This is a genomic window from Clostridium drakei (assembly GCF_000633595.2).
Taxonomy (GTDB): Bacteria; Bacillota; Clostridia; order Clostridiales; family Clostridiaceae; genus Clostridium_AM; species Clostridium_AM drakei.
In genome coordinates, this window is record NZ_JIBU02000023.1 from 303966 (window position 1) to 323832 (window position 19867).

Consider the following 19867-nt stretch of genomic DNA (forward strand, 5'->3'; position numbering starts at 1 on the left):
TAATGACCTGTCAAGTATTTTTACTTAACACCTTTTAAAATAATGCTTCTACAAATTCTTTTGGATCAAATTCCTGTAAATCATCTATACCTTCACCTACGCCAACAAGTTTTACAGGTATATTTAAACTATGTTTTATTGAAATAACTATTCCTCCCTTAGCAGTTCCATCTAATTTAGTTAAGATTATTCCATCTATAGGGCAAACCTCCATAAACTGTTTTGCTTGTTCTACTGCATTTTGTCCTGTAGTAGCATCTAGCACTAAAAGAGTCTCTCTTTCCACTTCACTAAATTCTCTATCTATTACTCTATTGATTTTTCCAAGCTCATCCATTAAATTTTTCTTATTGTGTAATCTTCCAGCTGTATCACATATAAGTACATCAGTTTTTCTAGCCTTAGCAGCCTGTACTGCATCAAATACAACTGCTGCAGGATCTGATCCTTCTTGATGCTTTATAATATCTACTGATGCTCTATTACTCCATACTTCAAGTTGATCAATGGCTGCTGCTCTAAAAGTATCTGCTGCTGCCATCAATACTTTGTACCCATCATTTTTTAACTTAGCTGATATCTTACCTATAGACGTAGTTTTGCCTACTCCATTTACCCCTATAACTAGTATTACTTCAGGAGTTTTATTAGGTTTTATAGTAGCTCCTTCTTCTCCAAGTATATCTACTATAACCTCTTTTAAACAATCATTAACTAGACTAGGGTCCTTTATCTTCTTTTCTCTTATCTTTTCTTTCAGCTTTTCTATTATATAAAGTGTAGTATCTACACCTATATCTGCTGTTATCAATATTTCTTCTAACTCTTCATACAAATCGTCATCAATGCTCATAGCACCACTTAGCATATCTGTTATCTTTTCAGTAAAATTATCTTTAGTCTTTGTAAGACCCTTCTTTAGTTTGTCAAAAAATCCTCCAAACATTTGTACTCCTCCTATATGAATTATAAGTTATTTAAGATGCTTCTTTCTCTAGATCTACGGAAACCACTTTAGATATTCCTTTTTCCTCCATAGTAACTCCATATAATGCATCACTAGCTTCCATAGTTCCTTTTCTGTGTGTTATAACAATAAACTGTGTACTTCCAGAAAACTTTTTTAAGAATTCAGCATATCTAGACACATTTGCATCATCTAGCGCCGCTTCTATTTCATCTAGTATACAAAAAGGTGTCGGCTTCATCTTTAAAATAGCAAAAAGTAATGCTATAGCAGATAATCCCTTTTCTCCTCCAGACATAAGATTTATGTTTTGAAGTTTTTTTCCTGGAGGTTGAACTGTTATTTCTATATTTCCTGTTAATTCATCTCCATTTGATAAAAGCAAATCTGCATTTCCACCTTTAAAAAGTTCTCTAAAAGTTTCATTGAAATTATATCTTAATTTATTAAAATTCTCATTAAATACTACTTTCATTTTATCTGTCATTTCATTTATTAAACTTACTAATTCATCTTTTGCATTTATTAAATCATTTCTTTGAGTAGTCATAAAACTTACCTTTTCAGTTAATTCCTTAAATTCTTCTATTGCACCCAGATTAATTATACCTAAGGAACTTATACTATTTTTTAAGGTTAAAATATCTTTTTTATAAACCTCTATATCCTTTATCTCTGATTTACTTTCTAATGCTTCTGCATATGTAATTTGGAGTTCCTCATTAAGTTTCTTGTAAAACACCTCTTTTTCTGTAGTAAGCTTTGCTAAAGAAACTTCCATCCTGTGTAATTCATCTTCCTTTTTCCCAATTAACAAATTAATACTTTCCATTTTTCCATTGCTTATTTTTAATTTTTCTTTCGCTTCAATCAATTCCACTTCTAACTCTTTAATATCTTCTTTCTTTTTTAATATATCCTCATTAATCTTGACTATTTCTTTTCCATTGGAATCAATTTCACTTTTATTCTTAAATACATTTTCATTTGAATCTTTAATTTCTTCTTCTATATGAACTCCCTTTTGCCTTAATTCATCCAAGTCTTCACTTAATTTTCGCAATGAATTGGATCTATTTCCAACATTTTCATCTACTCTAGCCTTTTTTATTTTAAGCCCAACAAGTTTTTCCTTGGTAATTTGAACTTCTTTATTTTTATCTTTAAGTTTTTCTTCCATTTCAATAATAGAATCATCATTTTTTAATTGCTTTTCAGATAATACTTTTAAGTTTTCTTGCTTTTCCTGAATCTCTTTTATCACATTATTTACTTTTTGATTTAGCAATTCTATTTCATTATTAGATACCTTAAGATTTTCTTTGATTTTTAAACTTTCACTATCAATAGTACTTATTCTTTCTTTTATTCTTGTTACTTCAATGTTTTCATGATAAATTGAATCTTTTAAATTTAAATTTTGTTCATCTAAACTTTTTAAAGTAGTTCTTATTCCTTGTATTTCATCACTCAACAAATTTATTTTCTTTTTAGTACTTTGTATTTTTATTTTTGTCTCTTCTATTTCTCTTTTTCTTCCCATAATGCTAACACTCTTATGATAAACGCTTCCTCCAGTAAGAGCTCCTCCTGGATTAACCACTTCCCCTGCAAGTGTAACTATTTTGAAACTATAGTTAATCTCTTTAGCAATTTTAAGAGCGCTATCCATATCTCTACAGATTATAGTTCTACCGATTAAATATTCTATAGCATTAGTAAAAATTTTATCATATTGTATAAGCTGGCTTGCTATTCCTATGTATCCATCAATTTTAGATACTCTATCCTCATAAGCTAACTTTTTGCCTTTAACTATATTTAAAGGTAAAAATGTAGCTCTTCCCATATTATTATCTTTTAAATGTTTTATAAGCTTCTTAGCAATCTCTTCATTTTTAGTTATAACATCAGAAATAGTTCCTCCTAATGCTATTTCTATAGCTGTTTCAAATTCTTTTTTTACATCTATGACTTCTCCCAATACGAAACAGCTGTCTTTTTCAACTATTACTTTACTCTTTATTACATCCTGCATAAGGTTTTTTACAGCTCTATTATATCCTTCATACTGCTTTTCCAGATTAATAAGCATGTGACAATTAGCTTCTAGTTTATTGTGCAAAACATTTAATTCTTTAAATTCCCTATCTTTATTACCCAAATTATTATTGATTTTACCAATTTGTTGCTTATTAAATTTAATATTATTTTCAAATTTCACTATTTTACTTTTCACTGTTTCAATTTCAGATAGTAATGTTTCTTTTGTACCTTGATTTATAGTAATAGAATGTACATAACTATTACAAGAATCCTTTAATTCTTGTATTTTCTTTTTTGTTTCATCTAAATCATTTTTTATCATGATTAAACTATTTTTAGAATTAGCAATGCTGCTTAAATATTCTATTTGATCATCTTTTAATCTCTTAACTAAATCATTTTTATCATAAATAGATAAATTTACTTTTTCTATAAACTTTTCATAATTATCTATTTCATTATTTAAACTTTTTTGCTCATCTTTCAAAGATTCTAATTCTATAGTTTCCTCATTCTTTATCTTATTCATATTCAATATCTTATTTTTTACAATTTCAAGTTCCTTTAAATTTTTTTCTATGAGCTGAGACAAATTTTCTAGTCTTTCATGCAACAAAGAAGTTTGAGATTCTAAATTTTGTTTTTTAGACTTAGTATTATAATATTCATTTTTATAATCTTCACTTTTCAAATTTATTGTTTGAATTTCATCATTCCATTTTTTAATAGAATTTTTTACTTCATTACATCTATTGTTTAACTCTTCATTAGCCAAATTTACATCATTTATGGTATTTTCTATTTCATTTAATTTACATTGAACCTTTTCAATAAAATGCGCAGCAATGTTTATCTCCTTAATTTTAAGCTCTTCAGATAGCTTTATAAATTCCTTAGCCTTTTCATTCTCAATTCTTAGAGGTTCCAGCCTTTCACTATAAGTTTCTAAAATATCATCTATTCTTACAAGGTTGCTTTCAGTATTTTCTAATTTCTTCTGTGCATCCTCTTTTCTCCACTTAAACTTTACTATACCAGCTGCTTCCTCTAAAAGGCTTCTTCTTTCCTCTGGCTTACCACTTAGTACTGCCTCAATTTTACCTTGACCTATTATAGAATATCCTTCCTTTCCTATTCCTGTATCCATAAATAATTGCTGAATATCTTTCAATCTGCAGTGGGTATTATTTATATAGTACTCACTTTCTCCCGAACGGTACAATCTTCTGGATATGGTGATATATGCATAATCTAGTGGAAGCTTTTTGTCTTCATTATCCAATGTTAAAGATACCTGACACAATCCTACAGGTTTTCTAAATTGAGTACCAGCAAAAATGACATCTTCCATTTTACCGCCTCTTAAACTCTTTACGCTTTGTTCTCCTAGAACCCATCTTACTGCATCAGAAATATTACTCTTACCACTGCCATTAGGTCCTACTATACCCATAATTCCATTTTTAAATACCAGCTCTGTTTTATCTGCAAAGGATTTAAATCCTCTTATTTCCATAGACTTCAAAAACATAAGGATCTCCTTATCTTCCAAACAGCTGTGGAATTATACTAACCACAAATATAATTACTACCAAAACTACAAATACTTTAGTCATTTTTTCTCTTTTCTCTTTTTTCATAAGAAAACACCTCTCCTAATTTTTAAATTTTCATGCAAATTATTAACCTTTTTAATATTTTATCTTTTGAAGTACATTATACATACTAATAAAATATTTAAGTTTATTTTTATGTTTAATACAAAATATAGTTTATAATATATGAATCAAAATATCAATGCAATAAAAATAAAAACCCTGTCTACACAGGGTTTTTTATTAATTATGTTATCTCTGTTCAACTATAAATTTTATGGCAGTCCTTTCTTCACCTTCTATTTTTATTTCAGAGAAAGCTGGAACCACTACCAAATCAATACCATTTGGTGCTACAAATCCCCGTGTAATTGCAATAGCCTTTATAGCTTGATTAACTGCCCCTGCTCCAACGGCCTGAACTTCTGCAGAAATATTTCCTCTAAGCACTGCTGCCAGTGCTCCTGCTACAGATTTTGGTTGAGATTGAGCTGATACTTTTAATACTTCCATAATTTAATTCCTCCCTACAAATATGCATATACTTATAAGGATATAATTCTATAAAACCCTGTATTTCCCTTCTTTATATTTTTCGCTCATATATTCAAAAATTGATATGTTTTTACTTTTTTCGCCATATATAAAAAGAAGACTTCCTCTTTGCACACAATTATCCTGTTTTACTTGAATATTTGTTGTAGTTAATTGTTGTTTAATGTCTTTAAAAAAAATTTTTTTATTTGCATATATTTTTGATAAATCTCTACTATTAACTTTAATCATAATCTTTTGTTCTTTAACCTTATCTATCTCTTCTAATATGCATTGATTATATAAACTTCCTTCCACCAATTCTCTAAATGCAGCATGAAAAGGACCTGATACAATCTCTTTTCCTTCATTTATTTCCTCTGTTGGCTGAAGTCCAATTCTTATAACATTTATATTATTTGAAGTAAGCATACAATATATTACTTTTGATATTTCTACTGCTTCATATAAACCATAAGGCTTATACATACCACTCTCATACATTTTTTCCATAGGTGTATCTTTAATAACTAGTGCAGGATATATTCTATATATATCTGGTTTCATAAGTATAGATTTTTTAGTGGTTTCTATATCTTTTTCAAAAGTATCACCTGGTAAACCTAACATAATTTGATGTCCTAATACAAATCCATATTTCTTAATAAGCTTTGATGCTTTAACTACATCTTCTGGTAAATGTCCTCTTCCAGATTTTAAAAGCACTTCTTCATCTAAGGATTGAACGCCAAGCTCTATTACATCTACAGAATAATTTTTAAGATTTGTAAGTATCTCATCATTTATATAATCAGGTCTTGTAGATAAATGTATAAGATCTATAAATCCTTTTTCTTTATATTCTTTTGCTACAGCCAAAAATTCATTCTGTTTTTCCATACTTATTGCTGTAAATGTACCTCCAAAAAAAGAAACTTCGATTATTGAATTTTCTCTTTTTATAGTTTTTAAATATTCTTCTATAGTATTTCTAGTAAATTCAGCATCTATTTTCCCACTGCTTCCTGTTATAGTATTTTGATTACAAAATACGCAATTATGTGGACACCCTTCATGAGGCACAAATATAGGTATTATATAATGATTTTTACCCATTATCCTTCTCCAACCCCTTTAGTGCTTTTTTTGCTGCGCTTTGTTCAGATTCTTTTTTACTATAACCTGTACCATTACCTAAAACTTTGCTATTTACAGATACCTGTGTGTAAAATTTTCTTCTGTGAGGAGGTCCTTCATATTTAATTAGATCATATTGTATATCCACATCTCCATTTTTTTGCATTACCTCTTGAAGCTTTGTTTTATAATCCAATACTATTTTATTTTTTATTGCTTTATCTATAGTTTCTTTGAAATTAGTAAGTACAAATTCCTTTGCCTTTTCAAAACCAGCATCAATATAAATAGCTGCTATTATAGCTTCCACACAATCTGCCAATATTGATACCCTTTCTCTTCCACCTGTAAGTTCTTCACCTTTACTCATTCTTATATGTTTTCCAAGATCCCATTTCTTAGCTATTTCATAAAGAGAATTTTCACATACAATAAGTGCTCTTCTCTTAGTAAGTTCCCCTTCAGTTTTTTTTGAATAATTTAAAAATAAATATTCAGATATAGAAATCTGAAGCACAGAATCTCCTAAAAATTCCAATCTTTCATTAAATTTAATATTTTTCTTTCCATTTGCATAAGAACTATGTGTTAACGCTACTTTTAATAATTCTTTATTCTTAAAACATGTGTCTAACTTTCGTTCTAACTCTACAAATATATCATTTTTATTGATTACACATTCATTTACAAGCATTATTTTAACTCCTTCTGAAGTTTATTCTTCAGGTTGCTATTTAATTAAGTAAACTCAAGAATAAACTACAACTTTACAGATTTAAAGTCCCGTATATAGCGGGACTTTAATTCTACTCTTCAGTATGATTTTTTATGTACTCAACTACGTCACCAACAGTAGTTATTTTTTCAGCATCTTCATCAGGTATTTCTAAATCAAACTCTGTTTCCAAAGCCATTATTAATTCAACAACATCAAGTGAATCAGCACCTAAATCATCAATAAATGATGCTTCCATAGTTACTTCTTCTGAGCTTATACCAAGCTGCTCTGAAATTAAATTTTGAATTTTTTCAAACATAATTGTCACCTCCTAAAAGCTTTATACATAAATAATATTACATAACTACTTCACCGTCAATATAAATGCTACTAAAATTATTATGTTAAATTATTTTATATTAATTCATTAAATTTATATTATTCAAAAAATATATTACTAATTTTCTTCTGCTAACTTTTCCAGTTGAATTTTTATCTTATCTACAATTTCATTTTCATAACAATTATAAGCTTGTTTTATTGCATTTTTGAAAGCTTTACTATCTGAACTACCGTGAGCCTTTATAGAAATTGCTTTTGATCCTAAAAATACAGATCCTCCATATTCGGAATAGTCCATTTTTTTCTTTAATCCTTTAAACACAGGTTTTAATAGTGCTGCACCTACTTTTGTTGTAAATGATTTCATAATTTCTTCTTTAATCATGCTAAATAAATTCATGGCTACTCCTTCATACATTTTCAGTATGGTATTGCCTACAAATCCATCACAAACTAAAATATTTACATCACCATTACATACATCTCTTGGTTCCACATTACCTATAAAATTGAACTCATCTGATTTAAGTTTAAACATTTGATAAGTACTTTTAGTTAACTCATTTCCCTTTTCTTCTTCCACTCCTATATTTATTAATCCAATACTGGGATTAGTAATCTTCAAAATATTTTCAAAGTATATTTTTCCCATTAAGGCAAATTGAATTAAATATTGAGGTTTACAATCAACATTAGCTCCTACATCTGTTACCATAAATGCTCCATTTTTGCCTGGAATAATAGGTGCTAAAGTCACTCTATCTATCCCTTTAATTCTTCCTGCTATAAGCGTTGCTGCTGTCATTATGGCACCTGTACTTCCTGCTGAAACAACACCTTGCGCTTTTCCTTCTTTCACCAATTCAAAAGCTCTAACTAAACTAGAGTCCTTTTTCTTTCTAACAGCCATAACTGGAGCTTCATTTGTACTTATTATCTCTTCAGCATTAAATATTTCAATTTTATCCTTAGGATATTTGTAATTATTCAATTCCTTTTCAATAAGTTCTTTCTTACCTGTAATAATTATATTTACATCATACTCTTTTACAGCTTGAACACATCCATCTACCACAGCTGCTGGTGCAAAGTCTCCTCCCATACCATCTACTGCAATAACCATATTCTCACTTCCTTTTTATGCAACAGCTGATAAGCCATAACATTTATTAATTATTATGAAAAAAAAGAAAGTCCTATGACTTTCTCTTTTGTTATTTTTCTGTTGAAATAACTTCTTTGCCATTATAATATCCACAACTCTTGCACACTCTATGAGCAAGTTTCATTTCATGACACTGAGGACATTCAACTATTCCTGGTAAACTTAATTTGAAAGTTTGTGCTCTTCTTCTATCTCTTCTTCCTTTTGAAAATCTTCTCGCTGGATTTCCCACAGTAAAACACCTCCTTAATCAGTCGAAAACATGTCTTTCAATTTTGCCAATCTTGGGTCTATATCATCATCTTCACATTGGCATGTAGCAAAATTTAGATTATTACCACATTTATGGCATAATCCTTTGCAATCTTCTCTACAAAGCCTTTTAATTGGCATCTCTACAATTATATTGTTTTCAATTACTTCTGTGATATCTATTGTATCACTATCAATAAAGATGACATCGCCATCTCTACTTGCTCCATCATTATTGGTAAATTGTTCTTCAATGGTAATATCCACAGCATAACCAAATTTTTCAAGACACCTTGAACAAGTTAGCTCTAACATGGTGCTTATAGTGCCATTTAAAGCAAGCATATCACCAATTTTATTTAGTGCCCCATTTAATTTAATTGGATGTAGAAATTTTATAGTTTCCCTACCATCATGAAAACTTTCTTCCTGAATTTCAAGATGGAGCTCTTTTTCGGCCTTTTCTCTTTTTAATAAATCTGACACATCTAATTTCATAATGCTCACCTCTACATATTAGCCACATTTATTATATAAAGATGAGCATTAAAAGTCAAGAATTATTTATTGTTGCTATTTAATTGCAATTTCTCTTATTTACCAGATACTACAATATTTTTTGTATCTCTAGCTATCATAAGTTCTTCATCTGTTGGAATTACAAATACTTTAACTTTTGAATCTGAAGTACTTATTTCAATTGCTTCTCCTCTTTGAGCATTCTTTTCTGCATCTATTTTAATTCCTAAATAAGTTAATCCTTCGCATATCTTTGCTCTATTTACGCCTGAGTTTTCACCAAGTCCTGCTGTAAATACTATTGCATCTACTCCATTTAAAGCTGCTACATAAGAACCTATAGAAGTTCTTACTCTATAATCAAATAGATTTATTGCAAGCTCTGCTCTTTTATTTCCTTCTTTAGCTGAATTCTCAATATCTCTGAAGTCACTGCTTACTCCTGATACACCGAATACACCTGATTTTTTATTTATTAAATCATTAATTTCATCCACACTTAAATTTAATTCTTTCATTAAGAAAGGTATTATTGAAGGGTCTATATCTCCACATCTAGTTCCCATAACAAGTCCTGCAAGTGGAGTAAATCCCATTGTAGTATCTACAGCCTTTCCTCCATCTACAGCACAAAGACTAGCACCATTTCCTAAATGACAAGTTATTATTTTTAATTCTTTTGGATCTTTACCCATCATTTTTGCAGCTTCTGCTGATACGAATCTATGAGAAGTTCCATGGAATCCATATTTTCTCACACCATTTTTAGTGTAAAGTTCATATGGTAACGCATATGTAAATGCATAGTCTGGTAAAGTTTGATGGAATGATGTATCAAACACACTAACCATTGGAGTATTTGGCATCAATTCTTTACAAGCATTTATTCCTATTATGTTTGGTGGATTATGAAGTGGTGCTAATTTAACACATTCTTCTAAAGCTTTCATAACATCTTCATTTATAAGTACTGATTCTGCATATTTTTCTCCGCCATGAACAACTCTGTGACCTACTGCCGATATTTCTGACATGCTGCTGATTACTCCATGTTCTTTATCAACTAAAGCATCCAATACTAATTTTATTGCAACTTTATGATCTTTCATTGGTTGTTCAATAATATACTTTTCTCCATTAACTTTTTGAGTCAATATTGAACCTTCTATTCCTATTCTTTCAACTAATCCTTTTGCTAGTACTTTTTCATCTTCCATGTTGATTAATTGATACTTTAATGATGAACTTCCACAATTTATTACTAATACTTTCATTTCTCAATCTCTCCTTTTAGTTTTCTTGTGCTTGTGCTTGAACTGCAGTTATAGCAACAACATTAACTATATCTTCAGCACTACATCCTCTTGATAAATCATTGATTGGTTTAGCAAATCCTTGACAAACTGGTCCTACAGCTTCTGCTTTAGCAAATCTTTGAACTAGTTTATATCCTATATTTCCAGCTTGAATATCTGGGAATACTAATACATTTGCCTTTCCTGCTATTTTACTATTTGGAGCTTTTAAATCAGCTACTTTTTGAACTATAGCAGCATCAAGCTGTAATTCTCCATCTATATCTAAATCTGGTCTCATTGATTTTGCAAGCTCAGTAGCTTTTGTTACTTTATCAACTAATTCATGGCTAGCACTTCCCATAGTTGAGAATGATAGCATTGCAACCTTTGGATCCATTCCACAAAGATTTTTTGCAGTTTCTGCTGTACTTACAGCAATTGAAGCTAATTCTTCTGCAGTTGGACATGGATTAACTGCACAATCTGCAAAAAGGAGCATTCCATCTTTTCCATATTCGCAATTTGGTATATTCATAATAAATGTACTTGAAACAACTGATACTCCAGGAGCAGTTTTAATTATTTGAAGTCCTGGTCTTAAAAGATCACCAGTAGTATGAATAGCTCCTGAAACCATTCCATCTCCATCCCCTAATTTTACCATCATTGTTCCATAATATAGAGGATCTCTTACTATCTTATCTGCTTTTTCTGGAGTCATTCCTTTTTTCTTTCTCAATTCATAAAATCCATTAGCATATTTCGCAGTATCCTCTGAAGTTTCAGGATCTACTACATTTACTCCTTCTAAATTGACTCCAATACTTGCAGCTTTTTCTCTTATTACTTTTTCATTTCCTACAAGGACTAAATTTGCAAGTCCTTCTTCTACTATTTTTGCACTTGCTTTAAGTGTTCTTTCTTCTTCACCTTCTGGTAAAACGATTGTCTTTTTATTAGCCTTAGCTTTTTCCCAAATCTCATCCATTAATTTCATTTTTTTATTGCTCCCTTCAAAATATATAGAATTATATAAAAGTACATACACTATATACTATAATCCTTTTCTTATATATTTTTCAATAAAAAAACTTATATTTTTAATTTTTTCTTAAAAAAATTTCTATAAAACATAAAAATCACAATATTTTTTGTAACATTTGTTTATTATTTATGTAAAATGTTATACTTAATATTACATAAATTACTCATAAATAAATTAGACCTTACAAAAAAAATCGGAGGGCAAGGTATGAATATTACAGGAATTATAGTTGAATATAACCCTTTTCATAATGGACATTTATACCATATAAAAAAATCCAAATCACTAACTAATTGTGATGCTATTGTCGCAATAATGAGCGGTAACTTCGTTCAAAGAGGACTTCCTGCTATAGTCGATAAATGGACCAGAACTAAAATGGCATTGATGAATGGAGTTGATTTAGTTATAGAACTTCCTTTAATTTACAGTTCATCTTCTGCTGAATTTTTTGCTAGCGGAGCCATAAGCCTTTTAAATAGTTTGGGAACAGTAAATAATCTATGTTTTGGAAGTGAATGTGGCGATATCGAGACTTTATTATACATATCAAAAATACTATCTGAAGAACCTGAAAATTTTAAAAAATTTCTCAGAGATGAACTCAATAAAGGTTTTTCTTATCCACTTGCAAGAAGTAAAGCATTATTAAAATTTTTGAAAGTTTCCAGCAGTGAATTATCTCGTTTTAAAAATATTCAAGAAATTTTGAATTCTCCCAATAATATTTTGGGTTTAGAATATTGCAAAAAATTAATCAAATTGAATAGTAATATTTTGCCCTTTACTATAAATAGAGAAGGGGGACACTATAATAGTACTGTTTTTAATGAACAATTTTCTAGTGCATCCTCCATTAGAAAATATTTAAAAGAAAATACAAATATCAATATTTTAAAAAAATACATTCCAAAAAATGTATATACCTTATTGTTAAATTTAAATGAAAACAATTACCATTTCACCTTTGAGGATGAAATGATTTCTTATATAAAATATAAATATACCTTATATAAAAATTCTATAACAAAACTTCCAGACGTATCTGAAGGTATTGAAAATAGAATATTCAAAGTCTTAGAAAATACTAAAAATTTTAATGACCTAATATTACATTCCAAAACTAAAAGATATACTTATACTCGTATAAACAGAATTCTATGTCAATTTTTCCTAGGTTTGGAAAACTGGGATACTGCAACTTTAAGAAAAGATCCTTGTCCATATGCTAGAATTCTTGGTTTTAATTCCACAGGTTCAAAACTTTTGAAAACATTAAAGGAAACCTCAACCATCCCTATATACACTAAACTTCCCAAAGATCCAATTCCTACTTTAAGTTTAGATATACATGGTACTAAGGTCTACAGTCTGTTAAATAAAAGTATAAATCCTAATGCAGACTATTTGACCAGTCCAATAATAATTAAATAGCCTTACACATAAACAATTTAACACCATCTTATATAAAATTAGAATAACTAATAAAATTTCTAAATATACTTATATAGCAAGTTAAACTTCGTAGTACTTGCAGAATTTTCCCACACTGTAGATTTATATAAGGTTGGTGTTTAAGATTGAAAATTATTTTATACATATTGATAATAATCATAATTATATTACTAGCTCTTTTACTGAAGAACAAAAATATTTTTGTAACCATAATTTGTTCTTTGATTATATTGGAAATAATAGCTTCTCCTAAATTATGTATAGATGGAGCGGTATCCGGATCTTTACTTTTTTTCTATAAAGTATTTCCTTCTTTATTTTCATTTTTAATCGTATCAAATGTAATAATGGCTTACGATGGCATATATATATACTCTAAAATTCTTGGAACTGCTTTATGTAGACCATTAAGACTTCCTAAAAACTGTAGCTTTGTATTAATTATAAGTTTGCTCTGTGGATATCCTTTAGGCGCAAAATATGCTTGTGATCTGTATGAAAAGAATATAATAAACTTAAAAACCTGTGAAAGGTTATTAAATATAGCTTCAAATGCAAGCCCTCTATTTGTACTTGGGTCTGTAGGTATATCCATGTTAAAAGACTCTAAAATAGGATATATATTATTATTATCAAATGCTCTCTCATGTATAGCTATGGGCTTTTTTCTTCCTGCAGATATTTGTGGACAAAAAAATGGCTTTAAGGGAACTCACACTTACTCAAATTCAAACATTGGTAATGTCCTTAAATCCAGTATTGAAAATTCCATTAAAACCTGCCTATCTATAGGAGGATTTGTTACCCTTTTTTCTGTAGTAAATAATATTGTTAAAAGTAACTATTTATTTAATAGTTTTTCATATAAGCTTTCTCTATTGCTTAATACTCCACAAGACATATTACAGGGATTCCTGCTTGGAATAATAGAAATGACTAATGGATGCAATTTAGTTTCAGCATCAAATTCATCCATATTATTAAAAATAGCAATAGTAAGTTTTCTTTTTACATTTAGCGGATTATCTATTATTTCACAAGTTTACTCTTTTACTTATAAATTTAATATTTCCATGAAAAAATATGCTTTCAGAAAGATACTACAAGGTATAAGCTGTTCTGCAATAAGCATTATTCTTTATAAACTTATGTATTTCAGTCAATCAAAACAAAGCTCAAATATAAATTATATAAGCACTTACTCACTTGAATATGGCTTTATAATAACAATTATTTTTTTAATAATGTTACCTTGGATTATTTTTAAGATCAAGAAGCTATTTCATATCTCTTAGTTCTTTAACATTTTCTCTTATGGTATCAGAATTCAAGTTAATGCTAGATTCCAAATCAATTACAAAATCTTGCATTTGCTTTTTTAAGTTTATCATCATAATTTTACTTTTATTAGCTATTTCATTGTCTAACTGATTTAAAATTTCATCTGCATAATCTCTAGCTCCTAATCTTATGGATTTAGCACTTCTTTCAGCAGAAGCTACAATAGCCTCTGCTTTTACTTTTGCTTGTTTTGTTATATCGTGATTTTCTATCTGCTTCTTTAAAAAGTTAATATTTTCCCTTTTTAAATTTTCAGATTCTTCAATAGCCTCACTTAATATTCTTTCTTTTTCCTCAACTATCCATTGTGCTTTTTTCAATTCATCTGGAAGATAATTAATTATTTTTTCTATTATTTCCAAAGTTTCTTTTTTGTGTACTATGACTTTCCCTGTCATAGGAACTTTTGCAGATGTTTCTATAATTTCATTAAGATATTCTAGTAATTTAATAACATCCATAAAATCTTTTCCCCCTAAAGGTTTTTTATCTTATTAATTACAGCTGGCATTACACTATCTGGTACTAATCCTTTAATACATCCACCAAACATAGCTACTTGCTTAACTGATGAAGAGCTTAGAAAAGAATTTCCTGAACTAGCCATCATAAATACTGTTTCTATATTAGGATCCAATTTACTATTCATAAGTGACATTTGAAACTCATATTCAAAATCTGAAACAGCTCTAAGTCCTTTAACTATTACCTTAGCATTCTTCTGTCTCAAAAAATTAATAAGTAATCCACTGAAACTTTCAACCTTTACATTTGGTATATCTTTAACAGCTCTTTTAATTAATTCAACTCTTTCTTCTATATCAAAAAGCCCTTTTTTTTGAGGATTTATTAATACTCCAACAACCAATTCGTCAAAAACCTTTGAAGATCTTTTTATTATATCTAAATGACCATTAGTTATAGGATCAAAACTTCCAGGATATACTGCTGTTCTCATAATAATTAATCCTCCCTGTACCTATAAAAACAAACTGTTGTTTTACCATACTTTCTATAATCAACAAGTATTATTTTATCTGTTCCCTGATATAATTCTTCTCTAGTATCAATTTTAGTTACTATAAGTCCATCTTTATTAAGCAATCCTTCTTTTTCTATAATTTCAACTGCAGGTGGAATCATATCCTTCATATAAGGTGGATCTATAAAAATCAAATCAAAAACTATCTTTTTTCTCGCAAATTCTTCCAAAGCCTTATATGAATCCATATTAATACACTTACAAATTTGTTCGAATTTCAGATTTTGCACATTTTTAACTAAAAAGGAATAAGTTTCAGGACTTTTGTCAACTAAATAACATTGTTTAGCTCCTCTGCTAGCAGCTTCTAATCCTAAACTTCCTGTTCCAGAAAACACATCCAAAGCTATTGAACCATAAGTTTTATTTTGTATTATGTTAAACATAGCTTCTTTTACTCTATCTAAAGTAGGTCTCGTAGTATCCATACCAATTGGTGACATAATTTTTCTTCCCTTTGCAAGACCTGCAATAATTCTCATAATTTTTCCTCCTTGTAATTATCACGATGTTTAAAAATTATATATTTTTCTATAATATTTTAACATATATGCTTTCATTATACAAAATTTATTTCAATTATTAGAAATACAATTTCAATTCTCAGAATACTTATTCTTTTATAAAATTAATTAAAACAAATATATTTTGTACTTTTACCAATTTTATCATAAATCCCATTTTTAATATTTATATCTTTCTCATCATTACTTTCAGTAAGTCTTTTAGCTTCTAAATTTGCTAATTTCAATAAATTTATATCTTGAACTACATCTGCTAATATAAGTCCATTTTCACCATGCTGCCTAAAACCAAATATCTCGCCTGCTCCTCTAATTTTTAAGTCTTGCTCCGCAATAAAAAATCCATCATTACTGCTTTTCATGATTTCCATTCTTTTTCTTATAATATCATTTTTAATATCTGCAATAAGTATACAATAGGATTTGTATTTTCCTCTTCCCACTCTTCCTCTTAATTGGTGAAGCTGTGCTAATCCAAATCTTTCTGCATTTTCTATTATCATAAGAGTAGCATTTGGAACATTAATTCCCACTTCTATAACTGTAGTTGAAACAATAACCTTTGTTTCTCCTTCCTTAAAATCATTCATTATTTTTTCCTTGAGTTTGGGAGTCATTTTACCATGTAGTATTTCCATACTTATATCATTAAAATACTTTTCTTTCAATTCCATGTATAAGTTTTCCACAGAACTTAATTTTAATTCCTCATTCTCTTCAACTAGTGGACAAACTATATATACTTGTCGTCCTTTTCTTATTTCATCTAAAGCAAAATTATAAGCTTTATATTTAAAATCTTGTTTAATATATTGAGTTTCTATTTTTTGACGTCCTGGAGGTAATTCATCAATAATTGATACATTTAAATCTCCATAAAGATAAAGGCTTAAAGTTCTAGGTATTGGAGTAGCCGTCATGACAATAGTATCTACATTTGCTCCTTTATTAGTCAATCTGCTTCTCTGCATTACTCCAAATCTATGCTGTTCATCTGTAACTACCATTCCCAAATTTTTAAATTCTACATCATCTTCAATCAAAGCATGTGTACCTATTATTAAATCTATTTCTCCACTTGCCAATTCTTTTTTTATACTCTGCTTGTTTTTTTGTGATACACTTCCACAAAGTAACTTTATATTTATATCAAAGCCTTCAAATAATTTTGATGCTTCATCATAGTGCTGAGTAGCCAATATTTCCGTAGGTGCCATCATTACAGCTTGATATCCATCTTTTATAACATTAAATATGGATATTAATGCTACAATAGTTTTACCACTTCCTACATCACCTTGAACCAGCCTATTCATAGGACACGATTTTTTTTCATCTATTAATATTTCTCTTATTACCCTATTTTGAGCCTTAGTCAAGTCATAAGGAAGCCTATCCTTTAAATCATTTAGTTCTTTTGCTATACCAAATGCTATACCTTTTTTATTTTCATTAAAATAGTTTTTAAGCATCAATATTTTTAATGAATATGTAAATAATTCCTGAAATTTAAGTCTTTTAGTAGCTTCGTCTAACTCAGCTAAATTTATAGGATTATGTATAACTCTTATGGCTTTATCTAGAGAACATAATTTATATTTATTTATTATATAATTGGGTAAATTTTCTACTATTACTACATCTTCTAATACTGCATTTACTAACTTAATTACTAAATTGCTAGTTATTCCAGATTTTAAAGGATACTTTGGTATTATCTTTTCCTCTACTTTTGAAATATTTTGATTGTCTTTTAACAATTTGGGATTAACAATAGATATTGACCCTCTAAACTCTTCTATTTTTCCCATCAAAGTATAGGTGTTACCTATTCTAAAGTTATTTTTTATATAAGGCTGATTAAACCATTTTCCCTTTAAAATATTATTTCCATCATGAAAAACTATAGTTGTTAATATTTTTCCTGTTTTAGTTCTTATATCTCTTTCAGTTCTAATGGTTTTGCACTTTATTATAACTTTATTATTAGTTTTTTCTCCTTTTAAATTTCCACAAGAAGATATACTTTCATAATCTCTTGGGAAATATAGAAGCAAATCCATAATATTGAATATACCACATTTTCTTAAATTATCTGCTGTTTTAGGTCCAACCCCTTTTATGCTGCTTATATCACTATATACATCCACAAAACCACCCACTTTTAAAGTTCATAATAAACATTATTAAAATACTTGCTTATCTACAAATAAAAAAAGCCTAAAGGCTTTTTTTATTCAAGATTTTATTCCACAGATACAATAAAGTAGTATAATGGCTGATTTCCATCGTAAAATTGTACATCTATATCTTTATATTTTTCTTGAAGTTTACTTGAAAATTCATCTACTTTATCTTTTTCGCAATCCTTTCCACAAAAAACAGTTATTAGCTCACTGTCATCCTTCACCATGCTGGAAACAATATTATTGCATATGTTAAACATATCATTCCCTATTTCCTCTATTTTTCCTTCTACAATACCTAGAATATCTCCTTCTTTAATGACTTTACCATCTATTTCAGTATCTCTCACGGCATAAGTCACAGAACCTGTAGTTACCTTGTTTATACCTTCTTCCATAGCTTTTATATTTTCATCAAGTTCTAATTCTTCATTAAATGATGTTATAGCTGTAATTCCCTGAGGTATAGTTTTAGTTTCTACCACCTTTACATTTTTATCAGAAATTTCTGCTGCTTGATTAGCTGCCATAATTATATTTTTATTATTTGGGAAAACCAGAATATTTTCTGCATTTATTTTATTTATACATTCTAATATATTTTGAGTACTTGGATTCATAGTTTGGCCGCCTTCTATAACAAAATCTACTCCTAGATCCTCAAATATATTTTTTATTCCTTCTCCCATGGCCACTGATACAAAAGCATACTTCTTTAACTGAATATTTTCCTGTTCTTCATCCTTTTCAATAGAGGCTTCATTATGTATATCTAATACATTTCTATGCTGTTCTCTCATATTATCAATCTTTATTTTAGAAAGTTCTCCAAGTTTAACGGCTTCTGACAATACCTTACCTGGATCATTTGTATGAATATGAACCTTTACTATATCTTCATCATTAACTATTACCATAGAATCACCAATCTTTTCTATGGTGTTTTTAAAATCATCAATTTCAACATTGTTTGAATGTATAAAAAATTCAGTACAATATCCAAATTTTATATCATGTTCTTCTAAATTTTGAATTACCGATGGCACTTCAACTTTTCTAGGAGATTTAATTTCTATTGACTCCATATTATTCTTTACAACTTCATACATTCCTTGAAGTATTATAAGAAGTCCCATACCGCCAGCATCAACTACCTTAGCTTTTTTAAGCACTGGAAGCATTTCAGGAGTTTTATTAAGCATTGATTTGCTGTAGTCACAAACTTCTTCTAACATTACTGCTATATCGTCACTTTCACATTTAACCGCACTTTCGCCGGCTGCTCTTATGATAGTAAGTATAGTACCTTCTGTAGGTCTCATAACAGCTTTATAAGCAGCCTTTGACCCTTCCATTAAGCTTTCCGCAAATTCTTTAGAATTAACATATTCTTTTGTTTCTAATGATTTTGCGATTCCCCTAAATATTTGTGAAAGTATTACGCCAGAATTTCCCCTTGCACCCATAAGTGCACCTTTAGCTAATTTTCTTACAATTTCTCCAACTGATTTATTTTGCATACCTTGTATTTCTGATACAGCTGTTCTAAACGTCATAGACATATTAGTTCCTGTATCGCCATCTGGAACTGGGAAAACATTCAAAGAATTTACATACTCTTTGTTTTCTTCTAGGGAGTTACTCCCATTTACAACCATATTATAAAAGCATTGCCCATCTATTTTTAAGTGTTTCATTTAT

General features: G+C 28.9%; 19 protein-coding genes. 2 read left to right on the forward strand and 17 right to left on the reverse strand.

Annotation, left to right across the window (positions count from 1 at the left end):
• Nucleotides 1–34: 34 nt before the first annotated feature.
• From ftsY to pta, 12 genes are all read right to left on the reverse strand, one after another.
• Nucleotides 35–946: a signal recognition particle-docking protein FtsY gene (gene ftsY / locus EG57_RS0213255; protein ID WP_032077669.1), complete on the reverse strand. Its 912-nt coding sequence runs from the start codon at nucleotides 944–946 to the stop codon at nucleotides 35–37.
• A gap of 31 nt (nucleotides 947–977) precedes the next feature.
• Nucleotides 978–4544 carry a chromosome segregation protein SMC gene (gene smc / locus EG57_RS0213260; protein WP_032077670.1) on the reverse strand — a complete coding sequence of 1189 codons (3567 nt, stop codon included), beginning with the start codon at nucleotides 4542–4544 and terminating at the stop codon, nucleotides 978–980.
• Nucleotides 4545–4554: 10 nt separating this feature from the next.
• Entirely contained in the window at nucleotides 4555–4653 is a 99-nt protein-coding gene (locus EG57_RS26295; protein WP_108849443.1) for a DUF4044 domain-containing protein, read from the reverse strand.
• A 207-nt stretch (nucleotides 4654–4860) separates the two neighbouring features.
• A complete protein-coding gene (locus EG57_RS0213265) occupies nucleotides 4861–5121 on the reverse strand; it encodes a stage V sporulation protein S (protein ID WP_007060107.1) in 261 nt (86 codons plus the stop codon).
• Nucleotides 5122–5169: 48 nt separating this feature from the next.
• The gene (locus tag EG57_RS0213270; protein ID WP_032077671.1) at nucleotides 5170–6258 is read right to left on the reverse strand and encodes an elongator complex protein 3; all 1089 of its coding nucleotides are present in this window, start codon (nucleotides 6256–6258) and stop codon (nucleotides 5170–5172) included.
• Nucleotides 6251–6952 carry a ribonuclease III gene (gene rnc / locus EG57_RS0213275; RefSeq protein WP_200880563.1) on the reverse strand — a complete coding sequence of 234 codons (702 nt, stop codon included), beginning with the start codon at nucleotides 6950–6952 and terminating at the stop codon, nucleotides 6251–6253. Before rnc ends, EG57_RS0213270 begins: the two co-directional genes overlap by 8 nt.
• A gap of 133 nt (nucleotides 6953–7085) precedes the next feature.
• Nucleotides 7086–7319 (reverse strand): acyl carrier protein, encoded by a 234-nt coding sequence (gene acpP / locus EG57_RS0213280; RefSeq protein ID WP_108849544.1) that lies wholly within the window; start codon nucleotides 7317–7319, stop codon nucleotides 7086–7088.
• Nucleotides 7320–7454: 135 nt separating this feature from the next.
• A complete protein-coding gene (plsX, locus tag EG57_RS0213285) occupies nucleotides 7455–8462 on the reverse strand; it encodes a phosphate acyltransferase PlsX (protein WP_032077674.1) in 1008 nt (335 codons plus the stop codon).
• A gap of 91 nt (nucleotides 8463–8553) precedes the next feature.
• Nucleotides 8554–8736, reverse strand: a complete 183-nt coding sequence (rpmF, locus tag EG57_RS0213290; protein ID WP_032077675.1) for a 50S ribosomal protein L32 — start codon at nucleotides 8734–8736, stop codon at nucleotides 8554–8556.
• Between the two features lie 14 nt (nucleotides 8737–8750).
• A complete protein-coding gene (locus EG57_RS0213295; protein WP_032077676.1) occupies nucleotides 8751–9254 on the reverse strand; it encodes a YceD family protein in 504 nt (167 codons plus the stop codon).
• A gap of 95 nt (nucleotides 9255–9349) precedes the next feature.
• Nucleotides 9350–10549, reverse strand: coding sequence for an acetate/propionate family kinase (locus EG57_RS0213300; RefSeq protein ID WP_032077677.1), 1200 nt, complete (start codon nucleotides 10547–10549; stop codon nucleotides 9350–9352).
• A gap of 16 nt (nucleotides 10550–10565) precedes the next feature.
• Nucleotides 10566–11570: a phosphate acetyltransferase gene (gene pta / locus EG57_RS0213305; protein ID WP_032077678.1), complete on the reverse strand. Its 1005-nt coding sequence runs from the start codon at nucleotides 11568–11570 to the stop codon at nucleotides 10566–10568.
• Between the two features lie 255 nt (nucleotides 11571–11825).
• On the opposite strand from pta, the gene EG57_RS0213310 reads away from it, so the two are divergent.
• Entirely contained in the window at nucleotides 11826–13052 is a 1227-nt protein-coding gene (locus EG57_RS0213310; protein ID WP_032077679.1) for a nucleotidyltransferase, read from the forward strand.
• Between the two features lie 146 nt (nucleotides 13053–13198).
• Complete coding sequence (gene ylbJ / locus EG57_RS0213315) at nucleotides 13199–14368, forward strand: sporulation integral membrane protein YlbJ (RefSeq protein ID WP_032077680.1); 1170 nt, start codon at nucleotides 13199–13201, stop codon at nucleotides 14366–14368.
• Here the strand turns inward: ylbJ and EG57_RS0213320 are convergent.
• The 5 genes from EG57_RS0213320 to EG57_RS0213340 all read right to left on the reverse strand — a co-directional run bounded on the left by EG57_RS0213320 (nucleotide 14351) and on the right by EG57_RS0213340 (nucleotide 19863).
• Nucleotides 14351–14875 (reverse strand): hypothetical protein, encoded by a 525-nt coding sequence (locus EG57_RS0213320; protein ID WP_032077681.1) that lies wholly within the window; start codon nucleotides 14873–14875, stop codon nucleotides 14351–14353. The genes ylbJ and EG57_RS0213320 overlap by 18 nt on opposite strands.
• A gap of 14 nt (nucleotides 14876–14889) precedes the next feature.
• Entirely contained in the window at nucleotides 14890–15372 is a 483-nt protein-coding gene (gene coaD, locus EG57_RS0213325; RefSeq protein ID WP_032077682.1) for a pantetheine-phosphate adenylyltransferase, read from the reverse strand.
• 5 nt (nucleotides 15373–15377) lie between these two features.
• Nucleotides 15378–15938: a 16S rRNA (guanine(966)-N(2))-methyltransferase RsmD gene (gene rsmD, locus EG57_RS0213330; protein ID WP_032077683.1), complete on the reverse strand. Its 561-nt coding sequence runs from the start codon at nucleotides 15936–15938 to the stop codon at nucleotides 15378–15380.
• 146 nt (nucleotides 15939–16084) lie between these two features.
• On the reverse strand, nucleotides 16085–18130 hold the full coding sequence (gene recG, locus EG57_RS0213335) for an ATP-dependent DNA helicase RecG (protein ID WP_032077684.1): 2046 nt from the start codon (nucleotides 18128–18130) through the stop codon (nucleotides 16085–16087).
• Between the two features lie 95 nt (nucleotides 18131–18225).
• Nucleotides 18226–19863: a DAK2 domain-containing protein gene (locus EG57_RS0213340; protein ID WP_032077685.1), complete on the reverse strand. Its 1638-nt coding sequence runs from the start codon at nucleotides 19861–19863 to the stop codon at nucleotides 18226–18228.
• Between the last annotated feature and the right edge of the window lie 4 nt (nucleotides 19864–19867).

Excerpts from the sequence above, each read along its gene's own strand:
- coaD (WP_032077682.1), bottom strand. The coding sequence starts at position 15,372 with ATGAGAACAGCAGTATATCCTGGAAGTTTTGATCCTATAACTAATGGT.
- EG57_RS0213340 (WP_032077685.1), bottom strand. The coding sequence starts at position 19,863 with ATGAAACACTTAAAAATAGATGGGCAATGCTTTTATAATATGGTTGTA.
- EG57_RS0213295 (WP_032077676.1), bottom strand. The coding sequence starts at position 9,254 with ATGAAATTAGATGTGTCAGATTTATTAAAAAGAGAAAAGGCCGAAAAA.
- EG57_RS0213310 (WP_032077679.1), top strand. The coding sequence starts at position 11,826 with ATGAATATTACAGGAATTATAGTTGAATATAACCCTTTTCATAATGGA.
- ftsY (WP_032077669.1), bottom strand. The coding sequence starts at position 946 with ATGTTTGGAGGATTTTTTGACAAACTAAAGAAGGGTCTTACAAAGACT.
- smc (WP_032077670.1), bottom strand. The coding sequence starts at position 4,544 with ATGTTTTTGAAGTCTATGGAAATAAGAGGATTTAAATCCTTTGCAGAT.
- EG57_RS0213270 (WP_032077671.1), bottom strand. The coding sequence starts at position 6,258 with ATGGGTAAAAATCATTATATAATACCTATATTTGTGCCTCATGAAGGG.
- EG57_RS0213320 (WP_032077681.1), bottom strand. The coding sequence starts at position 14,875 with ATGGATGTTATTAAATTACTAGAATATCTTAATGAAATTATAGAAACA.
- pta (WP_032077678.1), bottom strand. The coding sequence starts at position 11,570 with ATGAAATTAATGGATGAGATTTGGGAAAAAGCTAAGGCTAATAAAAAG.
- rsmD (WP_032077683.1), bottom strand. The coding sequence starts at position 15,938 with ATGAGAATTATTGCAGGTCTTGCAAAGGGAAGAAAAATTATGTCACCA.
- plsX (WP_032077674.1), bottom strand. The coding sequence starts at position 8,462 with ATGGTTATTGCAGTAGATGGTATGGGAGGAGACTTTGCACCAGCAGCT.
- EG57_RS26295 (WP_108849443.1), bottom strand. The coding sequence starts at position 4,653 with ATGAAAAAAGAGAAAAGAGAAAAAATGACTAAAGTATTTGTAGTTTTG.
- EG57_RS0213300 (WP_032077677.1), bottom strand. The coding sequence starts at position 10,549 with ATGAAAGTATTAGTAATAAATTGTGGAAGTTCATCATTAAAGTATCAA.
- EG57_RS0213265 (WP_007060107.1), bottom strand. The coding sequence starts at position 5,121 with ATGGAAGTATTAAAAGTATCAGCTCAATCTCAACCAAAATCTGTAGCA.